Here is an 18,601-nt window from a genome sequence, read left to right on the forward strand (position 1 = left end):
GATTTTTTTATTTTTCTATGCCCTACAAGAGAACTCTCTTCAGGTTAAAGTTTTTTCAAAATGAAATGAGTGGACAATCCAACCCCGCTTGGATATTGTTCAACATTACTCAGTCCTATGAAATCCTTGACAGGTGCCGCTTCCCAGCCCGATCTCAGCCTTCCGAAAAGCTCTACAACCTACTAAATCGCCCCAATCTCCATGCCCATTGTTACCATTGATAAAGCATCACAACTTTCCTTGCCTACCGAGCTGCTGGCACGCCTTGGTCTGCGTACGGGTGATGCTGTTTCAATTGAAGTGCAGGATGACGGACTGATGTTGAGGAAGGTGGTCTCTCCTAAACCTCTTTCCGATAGCTTCTCCCGCAACAGTAACCACATTCAGAGTGAAGAAACGCAAACTCTCAAGGATACTGTTGCCCGTAAAAACCTTGAGACAAGAATGCAGTTCATCAAAGGGGTGGGGCCAAAACTTTCAGAACTTCTCTCCAAACGTGGAATCAACACAGTTGAAGATGCCCTATACTTTTTGCCGCTCCGGTATGAGGATCGTCGCGAAGTGCGACCCATCCAGGCACTTCGTCCTGGATTCACCGAGGTTTTCACCGGACAAGTAATTACTTCGACCTCTAAAACAACAAAAGGAGGAAGAGGTTTTTTCGAAACCCTTGTGGGTGATGAGAGTGGCACTGTTGTATTAAAGTGGTTCAACAGCAATGCTACTTTCATGAAACGGATTTGGAAGACTGGCAGAAGAGGTGTGTTTACAGGTGAGGTTTCACAGTTTGGCTATCAACGTGAGGTGCATCATCCTGATGTTGAATGGCTTGCCGAAGAGCAGGATGTAAATAAGGTCCTGGCTGGCGATCCGGTAAATTTCGGCAGAATCGTGCCGGTATATCCCCTGACTGAGGGGTTAAACCAAAAGGTAATGCGCAAGGTAATGCGTGAGATTGTGGATTTATTTACTGTTTCGATTCAGGAATTGATTCCAAAATTCATTCTCAATCCCATGAGGCTGCCTGGCCTCCGCGATGCATTGCGACTTCTTCACCTGCCGCCGACTGATGGAATGCTTGATGAACTCAACAGTGGACGCACATTGGCTCACCAGGCAATCTCATTTGATGAATTTTTTTTCTGGGAACTTGGCCTGGCACTTAAAAAACGAGGCACTGCACTTGAGGAAGGCATACCTTTTCAGGTGACGCACTGCTACACGAAACAGCTTGTAAAGCTGCTCCCGTTTGAGCTTACCGGTGCTCAGCGTCGCGTGCTTTCTGAAATCAAAAACGATATGATGGCTCCCCATCCGATGCACCGTCTGGTACAGGGGGATGTGGGGAGCGGCAAGACGCTGGTAGCATTAATGGCTGCGCTGGTTGCGGTTGAAAACGGTTACCAGGTAGCCATAATGGCCCCAACCGAGATCCTGGCCGAACAGCACTGGCACACCATTCACTCATGGTGTTCAAAACTGGGGCTGGAAACGGCATTGATTACTTCCGGGTTAAAAGGGAAAGAAAAAGCAGCCGTGCTGGCACGGATAGCCGACGGAAGTGCGCAGATTGTAATTGGTACCCATGCAGTGATTCAGGAGAAGGTTGAATTTGCACGACTCGGTCTTGGTGTCATTGATGAGCAGCATCGCTTTGGTGTCCTGCAGCGGGGCATTCTCAGAAAAAAAGGCATCAATCCCGACATTCTGGTGATGACTGCGACTCCCATACCACGTACACTCGCAATGACCTTGTATGGTGATCTTGCGCTGTCGGTAATAGATGAACTTCCCCCTAATCGGACGCCGATAAGAACGCAGCTGCTTTTCGAGAACAAGCGTCAGCAGGTATATGAAAGTATCCGCGAAGAGATTGGCAAAGGGCATCAGGCCTATATAATCTATCCTCTTGTGGAAGAAACAGAGAAATCGGACCTTAAGGCAGCAGCCCAGATGGCCGAACATCTGAATGCAGAAGTGTTTCCGGATCTGAGATTGGGGCTGCTGCACGGCAGGATGACCCCGGAGGAAAAGGAAACGGTTATGGCCGCTTTCAAGGCACGGGAAGTCGATATTCTCGTGGCAACCACGGTTATCGAGGTAGGTATAGATGTTCCCAACGCAACACTCATGGTCATCGAGCACGCTGAAAGATTCGGCCTGTCCCAGTTGCACCAGTTGCGCGGACGGGTAGGGCGGGGCGTCTCAAGTTCGCGCTGTATTCTGATGACACCGGGTAAATTATCTGAAGAGGGTGAAAAACGTCTGCGAGTTATGACCTCCACCACGGACGGCTTTCGTATCGCCGAAGCAGACCTTGAAATTCGAGGCCCAGGAGATTTCCTTGGCACACGTCAATCCGGCTTGCCAGATTTTAGAGTTGCCAGTATTCTGCGTGATGGTGCCATTCTTGAACAGGCGCGGCAAGCCGCCTTTGATCTACTGGCTTCAGATCCCGAATTGATCCAAACCGGTCATGTACCCCTTCGAAAAGAGCTTTTGCGACGCTGGGGGCAACGTCTGGAACTAGGGGCTATTGGGTAGTCTGTTCATTACTTACTTTACTGATCGCATTACACCTATCACGGAAGAGACATGAAAATATTACACTGCCGTGACCTGCTACTTAAAAATTTTGAAAAGTCTGTTGTCACCATCGGAAATTTTGACGGAGTACATCGTGGCCACACGGAGATTTTTCGGTTTCTGACCACTCGTGCCCAGGACCTTGAAATGCCATCGGTTGTCGTAACGTTTGAGCCCCATCCGCTGGCTGTTCTGGCACCTGAACTTGCTCCCCAAAGAATCACTACTTTTGATCAAAAGGCCGCCTTGATTGCAGCAGCAGGCATCGATTGTCTGGTGGTCATTGAGTTTACTCCTGAATTTTCGCTCTGTTCCGCCGAATCATTTGTTCGTGATATACTCTGCCATTCTCTTGGCATGCGCCATGTGATCATCGGCCATGACTACGCATTTGGCAGAGACCGGCAGGGCAACTTTGAAACCTTATCCCGATTGGGAAAAGAGTGCGGATTTACACTGGAGGATCTCGATCCTGTTGGAGGTGGAGGTGCCATTTTTAGCAGCAGCCTTGCCCGACGTTTGCTCTCTGCTGGGGATATTACCGGGGCGACTGAAGTGCTGGGGCGATATCATACAATCTCAGGACAGGTGGTCCATGGCCGCGAAATAGGCATCAAGCTTGGTTTTCCTACAGCCAATATAGCTACCTATAATGAGTTGATCCCTCCGGAGGGGGTCTATGCTGTAATGGTGACGGTAGACGACAAACTTTTCTGGGGAGCCTGCAATATAGGTTCAAATCCCACTTTTAATGGCGAAAGATGCACTGTTGAGGTTTTTCTGCTGGATTTTTCCGGCCATCTTTATGATCGGCAACTTTCTGTCAGTTTTGTGCAGCGTCTGCGGGAGGAGAAAAAATTTTCAAATATGGAAACCTTGATTGAGGCAATCGGTCATGACGTAGCCAGAACCAGAGAAATTCTAGCTTCTGTTGAAAAAGACATGATTCCTGTCCCATTCAATCTTCTCGAAAAAGAACGATCATGAAAAAACGGTTTGATATCAGATTTTGGTTGGGTGTGGTAATCAGCATCTTTTTCTTAGTGCTCTTTTTCAGAAAAATCGATTTCAACCAACTCCTGGATACGCTGCGCTCCGCCGATTACAGATTTATCCTGGTCGCAATTGTATTAACCTTCATCAGCTATTTCCTGAGAGCGGTTCGCTGGCAATACCTGCTACTATCAATAAAAAAAATTCCATTCGCATCGCTTTATCCTGCAACCATAATCGGGTACATGGCAAATAACCTGCTTCCGGCACGACTGGGAGAGTTTGTGCGTGCATATGTTCTGGCCAGAAAAGAAGGAATTCAGACGCCGATCGTTTTTGCTTCCCTTGTTATTGACCGTTTGTGCGACGGGTTCACGGTGATGCTGTTGCTGCTTCTGACACTTTTTACACTGCACCTGCCAAAGGACATGGCAGAGGCAGATGCACTTATGAAATCTGGTGGACTTATCACCTTTGTGCTGTATGCGGGATTGGTCGTTTTTCTGTTGCTTCTGAAGCGCCAGACCGTGAGGACCTTACATTTGGTAGGAATGCTCCTGAAACCATTTCCTCTCAGCCTTAGTAATCGTCTTATCCCTCTGCTTGGTTCATTCATCGGCGGAATCAGAATACCCTCACGAGCGGGTCATGTTTCCGCTGTGCTTGCTTCCTCGATACTTATCTGGACCTTTGCCTTGCTGCCCATTGATCTTGTTCTTCAGGCGTTTGGACTCCATCTGCCCATTTCTGCCTCCATGTTTATCATGGTACTGCTTGTTTTTGCCGTTCTGGTACCGGCGTCACCCGGATATATCGGGACCTATCATTATGCCTGCTTTAAAGGGTTGTCTGTCTTTCAAATACCTGAGGCGACCGCTGTCAGCATCGCATTAGTCATTCATGGAACATCTTTTTTCCCGGTCATACTTGCCGGATTCTATCATCTATGGAGAGAGAAAATGTCACTTGGCACTGTTAGAAAAGCTGGTGATGCTGCATGAAAAAGATCTTTTTCGGGAAGGGTTACCTCGATCCATTTGCAATCTTTGCTGTGGTTGTTCCATTTGCCATTTACATGGCTACCCTGGCCCCTTCTGTAACTTTCTTCGATAGCGGGGAATTTCTGACCGCCGCTGCTTCCCTCGGATCAGCCCACTCTCCCGGATACCCGCTGTTTCTCATGTATCTGAAAATTTTTACCTGGGTACCTCTGGGTAGTATTGCCTTCCGGATCAACATGGCCACAGCTTTTTCCTCTTCTCTCGCCTGTTTGGGAGTATACCTGCTGACCACTTATCTGCTCAAAAAAGATGCGATTACTGAAGATTCCACGTTCAATTCATTTGCATCCCGAGCGGCCGGTCTTGCCGCAGCGTGTGCCTTTTCGGTCACACCTCGTTTATGGCTTCAGTCAAATCATGATAAGCCCTATCCATTGCTGGCCTTCATTACCTCAGTTATTTTTCTTATACTCCTCAGGTGGCGCGATGGTTACCATAAGGGAGAGGAACGTCCGGGTTATATCTATGCGTGCACCTTTCTTGCCGGTCTGGCCATGGCGCTCCATCAGACGGTCGTACTGTTTTTACCCGCCTGGTCTTTGCTAATCATTTTGGCCGACTGGCGCCTGATTACCAGACTCAAGGAATTTATTCTTGCCACTGCCTTTGCAATGCTTGGTTTTTCCATTCATCTTTATCTTCCATTGAGAGCCTTGCAAAATCCTTTGCTTAATTGGGGCGACCCCCAAAACATCACTCAGTTTTTGTGGCATTTTTTGCGACAAGGATACCCGAGCGAACCGCCTCAGCGTAATCTGTCACTGCTCTGGGCTCAGATTAAGGCTTTTGATGTTCCACATGAATACACCTGGCTAGGAATGGCGCTGCTCGTCTTTGGATTGGTGTGTCTCTGGCGGCGGCAGCGTGATGTGGTGATTGCATATTTCGCCGGAGTGTTTTTCTTTTTGTTAATTATTGCCGGGTATTTCAATACCCCTTTTGATCTGATCTTCCTGACGGAGGAATTTTTTACCCCGCTCTACCTGTTGACGGCTGTGATAGTAGGGGTTGCTTTGTTTCATCTGCTGGCATACGCAGTACGCAATGCCCGTCTACCGGAACACTACGGAAAGGCTGTTTACACCCTTGTAATTGCTATGTTTTTTTCTTTGCCAGTGACATTGTGTGCCATGAATTATTATGAAAATGATCAGCATGATAATTATATAGCTTTTGACTATGCCACCAACACGCTTCGCTCTTTGCCCCAGAACGCAGTCATGTTTACCTGGGGAGACAGTGGTGCCTTTCCACTGTGGTACTTGCAGGGTGTCGAACGCATGCGCGAGGATGTCGATCTGCCCCATACTCCGCACATCGTTTTCGACTGGTATTTGAACTCGATGCCCAGACTTTTCAGCGAAAGCAACCTGCGCAAATATGACATCCAATCTTTTGGTCCCGAAACAGGTTTGCGCATAGCAATATCGGATGTTATCGGCAAGCGACCTACCTATATAGATTTCTCTACTCGCTACTCGATCAATTTTGAAGACTACATTCCTGTTCAGAAGGGAATTGTCTATCGCATGCGCCGTGTCAAGGAACCTGGAGGGCTACCCGATTTATCGGTCTGGGATAATTACAGTAATCGGGGAATTCTTGAAAAAATTTCCTTTCTTGATCTGGATACAGGCAAGGCTATCCTGATCTATGCCAACAGCTACCTTGAAGCTGGTGAATTTCTGATTAGTATTGGACGTAGGCAGGACGGAATTACCATGCTGTACAAATCGGAACAGATTTCACCGGAGATGAGGGCATCTGTCGAACAGGTTCTCATGCGTTATGGCATGACAAGGTAACTTCAAATGCAAATTCTTAACGGAAAAACCAGGGTCCTCGGCATTATCGGCCACCCAGTCGAGCATTCCCTGTCACCCTTGCTGCAGAACGCTGCTTTGGACGCCAGTGATTTGAACTATGTGTATGTGCCTTTTAATGTTCACCCCGATGAACTTGGGTGCGCAGTAGCAGGTCTGCGCTCACTGGGGGTGGCAGGGTTCAATGTGACCATTCCACATAAAACAGCTGTTATCAATCACCTTGACCGTCTCGATAAATCTGCTGAATTGGCAGGTGCGGTAAATGTGGTTCATAACGATAGTGGACGCCTGATCGGTTACAACACTGACGGAGCGGGACTTTTGAAATCACTGGAAGAGGACCTGGCATTTGTTCCCGGTGATGACAGAATAATAATTATCGGGGCTGGTGGCGCTGCCCGTGGTGCAGTTGCCGCCCTGTGCAGTGGCGGGGCTTCCAGTATCGTGGTGGTTAATCGCAGTCAGGATAGGGCGCTGGAACTGACAAGGTCGCTCTGGTCACATTTTCCGCAAGTCGATTTTACTGTTGTCAGTACAGCTTATGAACTGATGCCTTTTCTAAGGGATTGTGTTCTGGTTTTGAATACCACCTCCCTTGGCATGCATAACGAAACCATCCCTTTCCTGAAGATAAGCGCTCTTCCTCCCACTGCAAAAGTTTATGACATGGTCTATACACCTGCTATTACTCCTTTTTTGCATGAGGCCATGGCAAAAGGGCATACATGTGCTAACGGATCGGGAATGCTGGTCGGGCAGGGGGAGTATGCATTTAAAATCTGGACAGGGAAAATACCTCCTCCTGGTTTAATGAAAAGCCTTTTCCCCTGTAGTTACAGTATCTAACAACAGCTTGACATACTCTGCCAATCCGCTTAGTATCCCACCACATCAATATTCAGGGGCGTATATGCAGTCAAGCAGGCTGGGCGAAATCCTGGTCAAAAACAATCTGATTTCCCGGGAGGAGTTATCCAAAGCACTCGAGGAGCAGAAAACCTCGGGAGGGCAACTTCGCCTAGGTTCCATTCTGATAAAGCACAACCTCATTAGTGAACTCGATTTAACTTCCTTTCTTTCGAAACAATATGGTGTTCCCACTGTAAACCTCGCTGATTACGACATCGATCCAGCTGTAACCAAAATCATCCAGTCAGATGTAGTCCAAAAATATCAATTAATACCTGTAAATAGAGCAGGTTCCACTCTTATCGTCGCTGTAAGCGATCCTTCCAATCTTTTTGCCATCGAAGACATCAAGTTCATGACCGGCTACAACGTCGAGATGGTCGTTGCCTCAGAAAGCGGCATCAAAGCCACCATCGACAAGTACTATGATCAATCGGCTTCTTTGGCTGACGTCATGAACGACCTTGATGTCGAGGATGTCGAGGTGGTCGGCGACGAAGATACCCTTGATGTCAATTCAATAGAGCGGGCTACTGAAGATGCGCCGGTTGTAAGAATGGTTAACGCCATCCTGCAGGATGCAATCAAGAAAAAAGCGAGTGATATTCATATAGAGCCTTATGAAAAACTCTTCAGAGTCCGGTATCGAATTGATGGTGTCTTGTATGAGGCCATGAAACCGCCGCTCAAGCTGAAGAACGCTATTACCTCACGCATCAAGATAATGGCTGAGCTTGATATTGCCGAACGTCGCCTGCCCCAGGACGGACGTATCAAAATAAAGTTAGGTGGCGGCAAAGACATGGACTTTCGTGTGTCGGTACTGCCAACCCTTTTCGGTGAAAAAATCTGTCTCCGTCTTTTGGACAAGAGTAATCTGCAGTTGGATATGACCAAGCTTGGATATGAGGAAGATGCGTTGGCTCATTTCAAGCGGGAGATCCACAAGCCATTCGGCATGGTGCTGGTAACCGGCCCAACTGGCAGCGGCAAGACTGTTTCTCTCTATTCTGCGCTTTCTGAACTCAACAAGGTGTCCGAGAACATTTCTACTGCCGAAGATCCCGTTGAATTCAACTTTGCAGGCATAAATCAGGTTCAGATGCATGAGGATATAGGTCTCAATTTTGCTGCTGCCCTGCGTTCTTTCCTGCGTCAGGACCCTGACATCATCATGATCGGCGAGATACGTGACTTCGAGACAGCTGAAATTGCTGTAAAAGCTGCCCTGACAGGCCATCTCGTGCTTTCCACTTTGCATACCAACGATGCACCGGCCACCATAAACCGTCTGCTCAACATGGGTGTGGAACCCTTTCTGGTCGCTTCGGCAGTCAATCTTATTACTGCCCAGCGCCTGGCACGTCGCAACTGCAGCGAATGCAAGGAACCCGAGGATATCCCGGTACAGGCGCTTATTGACGCGGGTGTTTCTCCTGACGAGGCACCCTCATATGTCTGCTATCGCGGTAAAGGCTGCTCTTTATGCAACAACACGGGCTATAAGGGCCGGGTCGGTTTTTATCAGGTCATGCCCATGCTTGAAGAGATTCGCGAACTTATTTTGAATGGAGCTAACACAGCTGAAATCAAGCGTGAATCAATGCGACTAGGAATAAAGTCGATGCGCCAATCGGGACTCACAAAGCTGAAGGAGGGAGTCACCTCTCTGGAAGAAGTCTTGAGGGTCACTGTTGCAGATGATTAGGAAGGAATTTCTTATATGGTAAACCTCCATCAGTTGCTTAAGATCCTTGTCGAAGCCGGCGGCTCCGATCTGCACCTTACCACCAATTCACCACCTCAGATCCGGGTGGACGGTAAACTGCATCCACTTGATTTTCCTCCCTTGAATCAGGTGGAAACGAAACAGCTGTGCTACAGTGTGCTTACCGACGCACAGAAACATAAGTTTGAGGAAGAGAATGAGCTTGACCTCTCTTTTGGAGTGAAGAGCCTGTCGCGTTTCAGGGGCAATGTTTTCATCCAGCGTGGCGCCGTCGCCGGTGTTTTTCGCGTCATTCCCTACAAAATCCTCTCATTTGAAGAACTGGCTCTGCCTCCAATTGTCCCCGAACTGGCCGCCAAGTCACGTGGTCTGATTCTCGTGACAGGTCCTACCGGCAGCGGTAAATCCACCACGTTGGCGTCGATCATTGATTACATCAATCTTAATCGTCATGATCATATTGTCACCATCGAAGATCCTATCGAATACCTGCATCCTCACAAGGGATGTCTGGTGAATCAGCGCGAGGTCGGTGCTGATACCAAGGGATTTAAAAACGCACTTAAATATGTTCTCCGGCAGGATCCTGATGTTGTTCTTGTTGGTGAGCTGCGCGATCTGGAAACCATAGAAGCAGCTCTGACACTTTCCGAAACAGGACATCTGTGCCTGGCTACCCTGCATACCAATTCCTGCGTTCAGACTATAAATCGTATTGTTGATGTGTTTCCTCCCTATCAGCAAACCCAGATCAGAGCTCAGCTTTCCTTTGTGCTTGAAGGAGTTATGTCTCAGATGCTCATTCCAAAGATGAACTCCAAAGGAAGAGCTTTAGCATTGGAGATCATGGTACCCAATCCGGCTATTCGCAATCTAATCCGCGAGGATAAGGTCCATCAGATATACTCCCAGATGCAGGTTGGCCAGGATAAATTCGGAATGCAGACAATGAATCAATCACTTTACTCTTTGTTTATGAAACGATACATTTCGTTGGAAGAGGCCTTGGGCAGGTCCCAGGATCCGGAAGAGCTTAAACAGATGCTCAGTAATCCTGCGGCGGGCATGCAGCGTCGTCCTCCGGGCCGTTAGCAGTTATTCCGCAGATTGTAACAGGATCAGTTTTATCCCCCGAGGAGAATGGTAATGCCTAAATATAACTGGGAAGCTCGCACAAAGGCAGGTGCTGCGCAAAAAGGTGTAATTGAAGCTGCCAGCGTTGAAATTGTTGAAGCCCAACTCAGAAAATTCGGCTTTTCCAATGTATCCATAAAAGAAGCGAGTAAAGGCTTTCAGATAAAGCTTCCTTCATTCGGAGGGGGTAAGGTCGAAACAAAAGAACTGGTTATTTTTACCAGGCAATTTGCCACCATGATTGATTCGGGCCTGCCTCTGGTGCAATGCCTCGAAATCCTTTCCAGCCAGCAGGAAAACAAGACCTTCAAGGATATCCTCTTCAAGGTAAAGGAGAGCGTTGAGAGTGGCTCCACCTTTGCAGATGCCCTTGCCAGGCACCCTAAGGCGTTTGACCAGCTTTTCGTGAACCTCGTCGCCGCTGGCGAAATCGGCGGTATTCTTGATACGATTCTGCAGAGATTGGCTGCTTACATAGAAAAAGCCCAGAAGTTGAAGAAACAGATCAAAGGTGCCATGGTCTATCCGATAACCATCATGTCCATTGCGGTTATTGTTGTCGGCGTCATTCTTGTTTTTGTTATTCCTACCTTTGCCAAAATGTTTGCTGATTTCGGTGGTGAACTTCCCGCTCCAACAAAGTTCGTCATTGCCCTCAGTAATTTCCTTTCAAGGTACATCATTGTAATTATCGCCGGTTTCTACGGACTAATATGGCTGATCAAAAGATATTATGCGACGCCGGTAGGGCGTAAGAATATCGATAGAATGGCCTTAAAGGCACCCATTGCCGGTCCCCTGATCAGAAAAGTTGCAGTAGCTAAATTTACCAGGACACTGGGAACCATGGTCAGTTCCGGAGTGCCGATAATGGACGGTCTTGAAATAGTGGCCAAAACAGCCGGAAACAAGATTGTTGAAGAGGCCATTTATGGTGTGCGCTCCGCCATTTCCGAAGGAAAAACAATGGCCGAACCTCTTGCAGCCTGTGGAGTGTTTCCTCCGATGGTGGTGCAGATGATTGCAGTCGGAGAAGCAACGGGCGCTATGGATGCAATGCTTAACAAGATTGCCGATTTTTATGATGACGAAGTCGATGATGCCGTCTCGGCTATGACTGCCATGATGGAGCCACTTTTAATGGTTTTCCTCGGCACAACGGTGGGTGGTCTGGTAGTGGCCATGTATTTGCCAATCTTCAAACTTGCAGGAGCTGTCGGCGGGTAGGGCATGAGACCTGAACGCAGGCTCAGCCTTTTTATATTTGCCAGGATCGTAGTTACCTTCCTGCTTCTGGCATCCACAATTGTTCTCAATCTTCAGGACCCTAAAGCCATTGACGACCTTACCTATTCAGGAATGGTCCGTTTAATGGCTTTTTCTTTCATGTTTTCAGTGGGTTCATACTTCTTCCTTAAACTTCAACAGTACCGTCACTTCGTTACCTACCTGCAGACAATATGGGATCTTCTTTTTGTAACTGTGCTGCTTCTTTTCACCGGAGGGGTTAGTAGTCCCTATTCGTTTCTGTATCTTCTTTCCATCATGATTGCAGGGGTTCTGCTAGGCCGACGTGAAGCCTTGTATACTGCTTCCCTCTGCGGAATCCTTTATGGTGCTATCATTGATTTCCAGTTTTTCGGTTTGCTGGCGCCTCTCGGTTTGAGCCAATCAGCAGCCACATCACTCGGTCCCCGTCATATTTTTTACAACATCTTCCTCAATTTGATTGGCTTCTACCTTACAGCTTTCATCACTGGATACCTTTCCGGAATGGCCCGGGAAAGCGAGGAAGCTCTTCGGGAAAAAACTGTTAACTATGATGAGCTTGAACGGCTGAATACAACCATTGTGGCCAATCTCGAAAGCGGTTTGATGACGATCACGTTAGAAAAGACCATTCGCGTATTCAATCGTTACGCCGAAGAATTGACCGGCAAGACTCAGGCCGAAGTATACGATATGCCGCTCAAGGATGTTTTTCCTGAGATGGCAGATATAGTTGAAGATTTGGATGCCGTTGCAAACGGAGAGTTCGAATGTCGCAGCTTTACTGACAGAACCATGATTCTTGGGTTTACTGCGGTTCCCTTCACGGATACTCAGGGCAATTGTGCTGGTGTTATTATTAACTTTAAAGATCTTACAGCACTTAAACGAATGGAAGAAGCTTTGAAGCGATCGGACAGGCTGGCTACTCTTGGAGAACTATCAGCCCGCATGGCCCATGAGATTCGCAATCCTCTTGCAGCCATGGGAGGTGCGGTACAACTATTGGCAGAGCATGGCTCTGTTGTGGATAGCAACCAACGCCTGCTGACTATTATCATGCGCGAAGCTGACCGGTTGAACGGCCTTATTTCCGATTTTCTGACATATGCCCGTCCTGCTTCTCCCCGCAGAGGACGCCTGGAACTTGCGGAATTGGTCGAAGATGTCAGAATCCTGGTTGAATCTGATCAACGTTTCGCAGAAATGACCATTGTAAATTCTGTTCCCGCCCATTTGACCGTGACAGCTGATCCAAACCAGTTGCGTCAAGTGCTGATCAATCTGCTGCACAATGCTGCCGATGCTGCCGAACAGACCGGCCGAGTTGAAATAAAGGCTTTCGTTCAGTTAATGGGTATTGATGGTCTCAAAAAAACTCCGACTGCAGTCATAACTGTCACCGATAATGGACCTGGTATGTCTGACGAATCCATGTCGCATCTTTTCGAGCCATTCTGGACTACCAAGCCCGAAGGAACGGGGTTAGGCCTTGCGATCATTTATCGCATCATTGAAGCACATGGAGGCACTATCAGGGTGGAATCACCGCCTGATGTCGGTTGCCGTTTTGTAATATCTCTTCCTGCCTGACATGAACATACCTCTCTCGTATAGTTTGCGGAACCTGCTCACCCGACGACTGACTACTTTTCTTACTGCATCCGGCATGGCCCTGGTGGTTTTTGTGTTCGCCTCGATTCTCATGCTTTCAGCCGGACTCGAAAAGACTCTTGTAGAGACGGGATCTGACGACAATGTGATTGTGACCCGCAAGGCTGCCAATTCTGAAGTGCAAAGCGGAGTTGAACGCCAACAGGCTGCCATTGTAGGAAGCCTGCCGAACATAGCCACAGGCAGTGATGGACAGCCCCTGACAGCCAAAGAGCTAGTGGTTTTGATTAGCCTCTCAAAACGTGGCACCGACAAGCCTGCCAACGTTGTTATCAGGGGTATTGACAGTGCGTCACTGCAATTGCGTCCACAGGTGCATCTTGTCGAAGGACGCATGCCCCGCCAAGGGTCGCGTGAGATCATGGCAGGCAGAAGCATTGCCACTCGTTTCAAGGGAGGCGGGATAGGAGAATCGCTTCACTTTGGTATGGCTGACTGGATTGTAGTTGGTATATTTGATGCCGGTGCCACAGGATTCAGTTCCGAAATCTGGGGTGATGCCTCCCAGTTGATGCAGGCTTTCCGCCGCCCCGTATACTCGTCGGTTACATTCAAGATGCGTAATGCGAGTGACTTTGTCAAAGTCAGGGATAAACTGGAGGGTGACCCACGCCTGACACTTGATGTACGACGCGAAACGCAGTATTACCGTGATCAGTCTGAAGCCATGGCGAAATTCCTGCGTATTCTTGGGATTTCACTTACAGTCATTTTTTCTATGGGCGCCGTTATTGGCGCCATGATCACTATGTATGCTGCTGTTGCCAACCGGGTAGGGGAGATCGGAACTTTGCGTGCACTTGGCTTCCAACGAGGCAGCATAATGATTTCCTTTCTGATGGAAGCTTTGTTTCTAGGTCTAATTGGAGGTATAGCCGGGCTTTTGCTTGCCTCCAGCATGCAACTGATAACCATTTCGACTATGAACTGGCAGACTTTTTCCGAACTGGCTTTTTCATTCACTCTCACTTTCAAAATCATGTACCAGTCCATCTTGTTTGCTCTTTTGATGGGTTTTACTGGTGGCGTAATTCCTGCTATTCGTGCCAGCAGACTAAAGATTGTGGATGCCTTGCGCAGCAGTTGATTATCTGAAGTATTCCTGGTAGTTCTTGTGGAAATTGAGTTTGGAGGCGGAGTGCAATTACTTAATGTTCTGAAGAGGCACATCATCCTGATTGCATTGTCAATCGCGTCAATCTTTCTGTATCTGATCGATTATTACATTCTTGGAAATGTTCGTGACATCGCTTCCAGCTTTATAGGTAATCTTGCATTTCTGCCTGTTTATGTAATATTTGTTACCTTGATGGTTGAACAAACCATGCGCGACCGCGAACACCAGACCATCATGCGCAAACTCAACATGGTGATTGGGGTCTTCTTCAGTGAGATCGGCAATACCCTCCTGAAAGAACTTGCTCTTTGTGTTGAATCGAAAGGTGACCTGCATGCCCAGCTACAGGTGAGTGGTCAATGGAGGGAAGCTGATTTCAAGCGGGCGCTGAACTGGCTCCAGTCGCATCACTTCAAGGTAGACGGCAGTGGATGTGATCTTCAACGGCTGAAAGAGTTGCTGGTCTCCAGGCGCAATTTTATGGTGGGACTCCTGGAAAATCAGAATCTGCTTGAACACGAAGAATTCACCGATCTTCTCTGGGCTGTATTTCACCTGATGGAGGAGTTGGATGCTCGAAAATCCTTTCAAAACATGCCGCAATCAGACATCGAACACATCAACGGTGATATTAATCGCGCTTTTGGTTATCTCTCCCGTGAATGGGTTCTTTATATGAAACACCTCCAACTGGATTACCCCTATCTGTTTTCCCTCGCCGTCCGTCTCAATCCGATGTTGTCACATCCCGATCCGCTGGTTTACTGATGCAACCGTACGCACAAAGCGTTGATGATGTTGCTCGCTCATGTGCTGTTTCTCCTGATTATGGTCTCGCCTCAGACGAAGCTACTCGCCGTCTAAGTAAACACGGAAAAAACCTGTTGATCGAAACAGGCGGCACAACATTCTGGAAGATCCTCTGGGAACAATTTACTTCCACAATGGTGCTTATGCTTCTTGCTGCAGCTATCCTCTCTCTGGTAATAGGCTCCATACGCGATGCCATATCCATAATGGCTATTGTTTTTCTTTTTGCTTTATTGGGATTTATCCAGGAATTTCGTGCAGAACGTGCCATGCGGGCTCTCACTAAAATGGCAGCACCCAATGTGCGAGTTCGCCGTGACGGCGAGGTGATAGAACTCCAGGCCAGCCAGCTTGTGCCCGGTGACATCGTACTGATTGAAGCTGGTAATGTAATACCTGCCGATTGTCGACTTTTCGAGGCGTTCTCGCTGAGTGTGCAGGAATCGCTGCTAACCGGAGAGGCCGATGCTGTCGAAAAGCAGATTTTTCCAGTATTTCAGGAAGGTGCGCCAATTGCTGACCAGACCAATATGATCTGGATGGGTACGGTGGTCACAACCGGACGGGGAGCTGCCATGGTGGTGGCAACCGGGATGCGAACTGAAATGGGGCGCATAGCAGGCATGCTCCAGTCGGTGCAAAATCAATGGACACCGCTGCAGAAGCGCCTCGACCGGTTGGGAAAGTTCCTGGCAGCACTGGCTGTGGCCGTTGCCATTCTTGTGTTTGGAGTTGGTGTCTGGCGAGGCGAACCGTTACGCGAAATGCTCCTGACCGCTGTAAGTCTTGCCGTGGCTGCCATCCCCGAAGGATTGCCGGCGGTTGTAACAATTACTCTTGCAATGGGCGCCCAACGCATGCTGAAGCAGCGTGCACTCATCCGCAGGCTCGCTGCTGTGGAAACCCTCGGCTCAGTTACAGTAATTTGTACGGATAAAACCGGCACATTGACAGAAAATCGCATGACTGTTACCCGCATGGTATCTGTTTCCCAATTGATGGGGAAGGCTGATGAGCCAACTGAAGTTGCGCGATTACGTGCCGTCTCGGTGTTGTGCAATGATGTAATGCTGCGGATAGAAAACGGCCAAAATATAGTGGTGGGCGATCCTACTGAAGCGGCACTCGTGCTTGAAGGTGCCGAGAATGGAATTTACCGCCAGGAACTGGAGACATTCTTTCCCCGAATAGCGGAAATTCCTTTCGACTCAGCCACCAAGCGCATGGTTACTATTCATGAAATTAGTAAAGAGGGATTGCTGCATCCGCTACTTGAGAAATGGAACGCACAGGCTGACGATCGCCTGATCATTGCCAAGGGAGCTTCCGATGCAATTCTTGCCATGTGCATCGAGGGTGAGGCCGTCCATGAACAAATTAATCGGAAAGTTGATCAGCTGGCATCGCAGGGAGAACGTGTCCTTGCCTTGGCATTTCGATTGATGCGCAACGTTGAATATGCCGATCCAGAAGAAAGCACACAACAGCTATCCCTTCTTGGCCTGGTCGCCATGATGGACCCACCGCGGCAAGAAGCGGGGGAAGCAGTGCATTGCTGCCTTAAGGCTGGTATCAGGCCGATCATGATCACAGGCGATCATCCTCTTACCGCCCAAACAATTGCTGCCCAGGTAGGTATCTTATCTCCAGGTGGGGTACTAACCGGTCCTGAACTAGACCAACTGGGGCTAAGGGGTATGACTGAAAGGGTACAAGATGTTTCAGTGTATTCACGGGTTTCGCCCGAGCATAAGTTGCAGATTATCCAGGCATTGCAGGATCGCAACGAGATTGTTGCAATGACTGGTGACGGCGTTAACGATGCTCCGGCACTGAAACGCGCCAGCATTGGCGTAGCCATGGGCATTACAGGTACTGATGTGGCTAAGGAATCCGCGGATATGGTGCTGCTCGATGATAACTTTGCCACCATAGTTTCGGCTGTAAAGGAAGGACGTACTATCTATGATAATCTTCTGAAATTTATCGAGTTTTCGGTTGCAGGCAATCTGGGTAAAATTCTGGCAGTGTTGCTGCTTCCCTTTCTAGGACTGCCAAATCCTCTGGCTCCGCTTCAGCTGCTCTGGCTTAACCTCCTGACGGACGGTCTGCTTGGCCTTGGTATGGGAATGGAGCGGTCTGAACCGGATGTGATGAGTCGTCCTCCGTTAGCGCCGAATTCACAAATTTTCGATCGTGCCATGCTTCGTCACACTGTCTTGACCGGCGGATTGATCGGCTTAACAACAATTCTGCTTGCCCGTCATTACTGGGGTAGCCACCCCTCCGGTACCTGGCAGACTGTTTTGTTTACCTCCCTCGCCTTTGCACAGATTGGCCAGGCCATGTCCCTGCGCTCGCGTAGATTTTCGTTCTTGCGTATGGGATTTTTCACCAATCCTCTGCTTTTGCTCATGGTATGTACTGTCGTGATCCTTCAGCTATTGGTGGTGTATTTGCCGGTAATGCAGCCATATTTCCACACAATGCCTCTTACACTGAATAATCTGGTATGGGTACTTGTACCAGGGATCGTGGTCTTTACGGTGCTCGAAATTGAAAAACTGATTTTACGGGAAGGCTGAAGGTACAAAGATTATTGACATGACATTGTTTTGAAGGTATCCCAAGAGCCGAAAATACCAGCCCAATGGAGGAAGATAGTATGGCGAGAGCAAGTGCCCGACACATTCTGGTGTCGACGCGAGAAGCGTGTGAAGATCTGAAAACAAAAATTGAGGCAGGAGCAGACTTTGCCGCTTGTGCCAAGGAACACTCCCAATGTCCATCCGGACGTCAGGGAGGCAATCTGGGCGAATTCGGTCCAGGTCAGATGGTCAAGGAATTTGATGAAGTGGTTTTTACCGGTGAGGTAGGCAAGGTGCATGGGCCTATTCAGACCCAATTTGGGTTTCATCTTGTGGAGATCCTGCAGCGCACTCCCTAACATCACAACGACATTGAAAACGGCGGGGTTACCCCGCCGTTTTTTAATCATCCTTCCTGATCCGCACCACCTGACTTACCCCGGGCATGGCCTCGATTTCATGATCATCAAGCGTCTCCGTATCACCAATTACACCGATAATAGTCCGGTTGGCTCCTGTTGATTGATGAAAATCAAAGTCCTGATTGATCAAATAGCCCTTGATCTGGTCAAGTGCTTCGTCCGGCGCGTGTTTCTTCATTATAATCAACATGAATGGTGTCTCTCCTGATCTTCTTCTTTATGCGATGTTATCCGCTCCAGGCGGCGCGATTCGTCAACCACCCTTTCAAATAGACGCACAATCGCTCCGTCGTCCAAAGGCCCCGGGTTATCTTCATTCATTCGGGCAAAAATACGCTTTTCCCGGGAAGGATCGAAAACCGGCAGGTTAAGCTCTTTTTTGAGATGCCCGATCTCAAGGGCCAGTCGGGCGCGTTCATTGAAGATGCGCAACAGCACATCGTCCAACAGATCGATACGCTTTCGGATTTCGTTGATGTCCAA

The 18,601-nt window shown here is 48.5% G+C and carries 15 protein-coding genes; 13 read left to right on the forward strand and 2 right to left on the reverse strand.

Annotated features, from left to right (window positions below; genetic code table 11):
• Window positions 1–201 precede the first annotated feature (201 nt).
• From recG to KJB30_RS07370, 13 genes are all read left to right on the forward strand, one after another.
• A complete protein-coding gene (gene recG, locus KJB30_RS07310) occupies window positions 202–2,544 on the forward strand; it encodes an ATP-dependent DNA helicase RecG (RefSeq protein WP_214297473.1) in 2,343 nt (780 codons plus the stop codon).
• Window positions 2,545–2,595: 51 nt separating this feature from the next.
• Entirely contained in the window at window positions 2,596–3,573 is a 978-nt protein-coding gene (locus tag KJB30_RS07315; RefSeq protein WP_214297475.1) for a bifunctional riboflavin kinase/FAD synthetase, read from the forward strand.
• A complete protein-coding gene (locus tag KJB30_RS07320) occupies window positions 3,570–4,580 on the forward strand; it encodes a lysylphosphatidylglycerol synthase transmembrane domain-containing protein (protein WP_214297477.1) in 1,011 nt (336 codons plus the stop codon). Before KJB30_RS07315 ends, KJB30_RS07320 begins: the two co-directional genes overlap by 4 nt.
• Window positions 4,577–6,445, forward strand: a complete 1,869-nt coding sequence (locus KJB30_RS07325; protein ID WP_214297479.1) for a protein O-mannosyl-transferase family — start codon at window positions 4,577–4,579, stop codon at window positions 6,443–6,445. The genes KJB30_RS07320 and KJB30_RS07325 overlap by 4 nt, the downstream gene beginning before the upstream one ends.
• A gap of 6 nt (window positions 6,446–6,451) precedes the next feature.
• Entirely contained in the window at window positions 6,452–7,312 is an 861-nt protein-coding gene (aroE, locus tag KJB30_RS07330) for a shikimate dehydrogenase (RefSeq protein ID WP_214297481.1), read from the forward strand.
• Between the two features lie 64 nt (window positions 7,313–7,376).
• Window positions 7,377–9,083 (forward strand): type IV-A pilus assembly ATPase PilB, encoded by a 1,707-nt coding sequence (gene pilB, locus KJB30_RS07335; RefSeq protein WP_214297483.1) that lies wholly within the window; start codon window positions 7,377–7,379, stop codon window positions 9,081–9,083.
• 15 nt (window positions 9,084–9,098) lie between these two features.
• Window positions 9,099–10,196, forward strand: a complete 1,098-nt coding sequence (locus KJB30_RS07340; protein ID WP_214297485.1) for a type IV pilus twitching motility protein PilT — start codon at window positions 9,099–9,101, stop codon at window positions 10,194–10,196.
• Window positions 10,197–10,250: 54 nt separating this feature from the next.
• Window positions 10,251–11,465 (forward strand): type II secretion system F family protein, encoded by a 1,215-nt coding sequence (locus tag KJB30_RS07345; RefSeq protein ID WP_214297487.1) that lies wholly within the window; start codon window positions 10,251–10,253, stop codon window positions 11,463–11,465.
• A 3-nt stretch (window positions 11,466–11,468) separates the two neighbouring features.
• Window positions 11,469–13,100 carry a two-component system sensor histidine kinase NtrB gene (locus tag KJB30_RS07350; RefSeq protein WP_214297489.1) on the forward strand — a complete coding sequence of 544 codons (1,632 nt, stop codon included), beginning with the start codon at window positions 11,469–11,471 and terminating at the stop codon, window positions 13,098–13,100.
• A gap of 1 nt (window position 13,101) precedes the next feature.
• Window positions 13,102–14,268 (forward strand): ABC transporter permease, encoded by a 1,167-nt coding sequence (locus KJB30_RS07355; RefSeq protein ID WP_214297491.1) that lies wholly within the window; start codon window positions 13,102–13,104, stop codon window positions 14,266–14,268.
• Window positions 14,269–14,319: 51 nt separating this feature from the next.
• Window positions 14,320–15,066 (forward strand): MJ1433 family protein, encoded by a 747-nt coding sequence (locus KJB30_RS07360; RefSeq protein WP_214297493.1) that lies wholly within the window; start codon window positions 14,320–14,322, stop codon window positions 15,064–15,066.
• A complete protein-coding gene (locus KJB30_RS07365) occupies window positions 15,066–17,693 on the forward strand; it encodes a cation-translocating P-type ATPase (RefSeq protein ID WP_214297495.1) in 2,628 nt (875 codons plus the stop codon). The genes KJB30_RS07360 and KJB30_RS07365 overlap by 1 nt, the downstream gene beginning before the upstream one ends.
• A gap of 80 nt (window positions 17,694–17,773) precedes the next feature.
• On the forward strand, window positions 17,774–18,055 hold the full coding sequence (locus KJB30_RS07370) for a peptidylprolyl isomerase (protein WP_214297497.1): 282 nt from the start codon (window positions 17,774–17,776) through the stop codon (window positions 18,053–18,055).
• A 43-nt stretch (window positions 18,056–18,098) separates the two neighbouring features.
• On the opposite strand, the gene KJB30_RS07375 is transcribed toward KJB30_RS07370, so the two are convergent.
• Complete coding sequence (locus tag KJB30_RS07375; protein WP_214297499.1) at window positions 18,099–18,308, reverse strand: hypothetical protein; 210 nt, start codon at window positions 18,306–18,308, stop codon at window positions 18,099–18,101.
• Window positions 18,302–18,601, reverse strand: a complete 300-nt coding sequence (locus KJB30_RS07380) for a chorismate mutase (RefSeq protein WP_214297501.1) — start codon at window positions 18,599–18,601, stop codon at window positions 18,302–18,304. Before KJB30_RS07380 ends, KJB30_RS07375 begins: the two co-directional genes overlap by 7 nt.

The organism is Pelotalea chapellei (assembly GCF_018531195.1).
GTDB lineage: Bacteria > Desulfobacterota > Desulfuromonadia > Geobacterales > Pseudopelobacteraceae > Pelotalea > Pelotalea chapellei.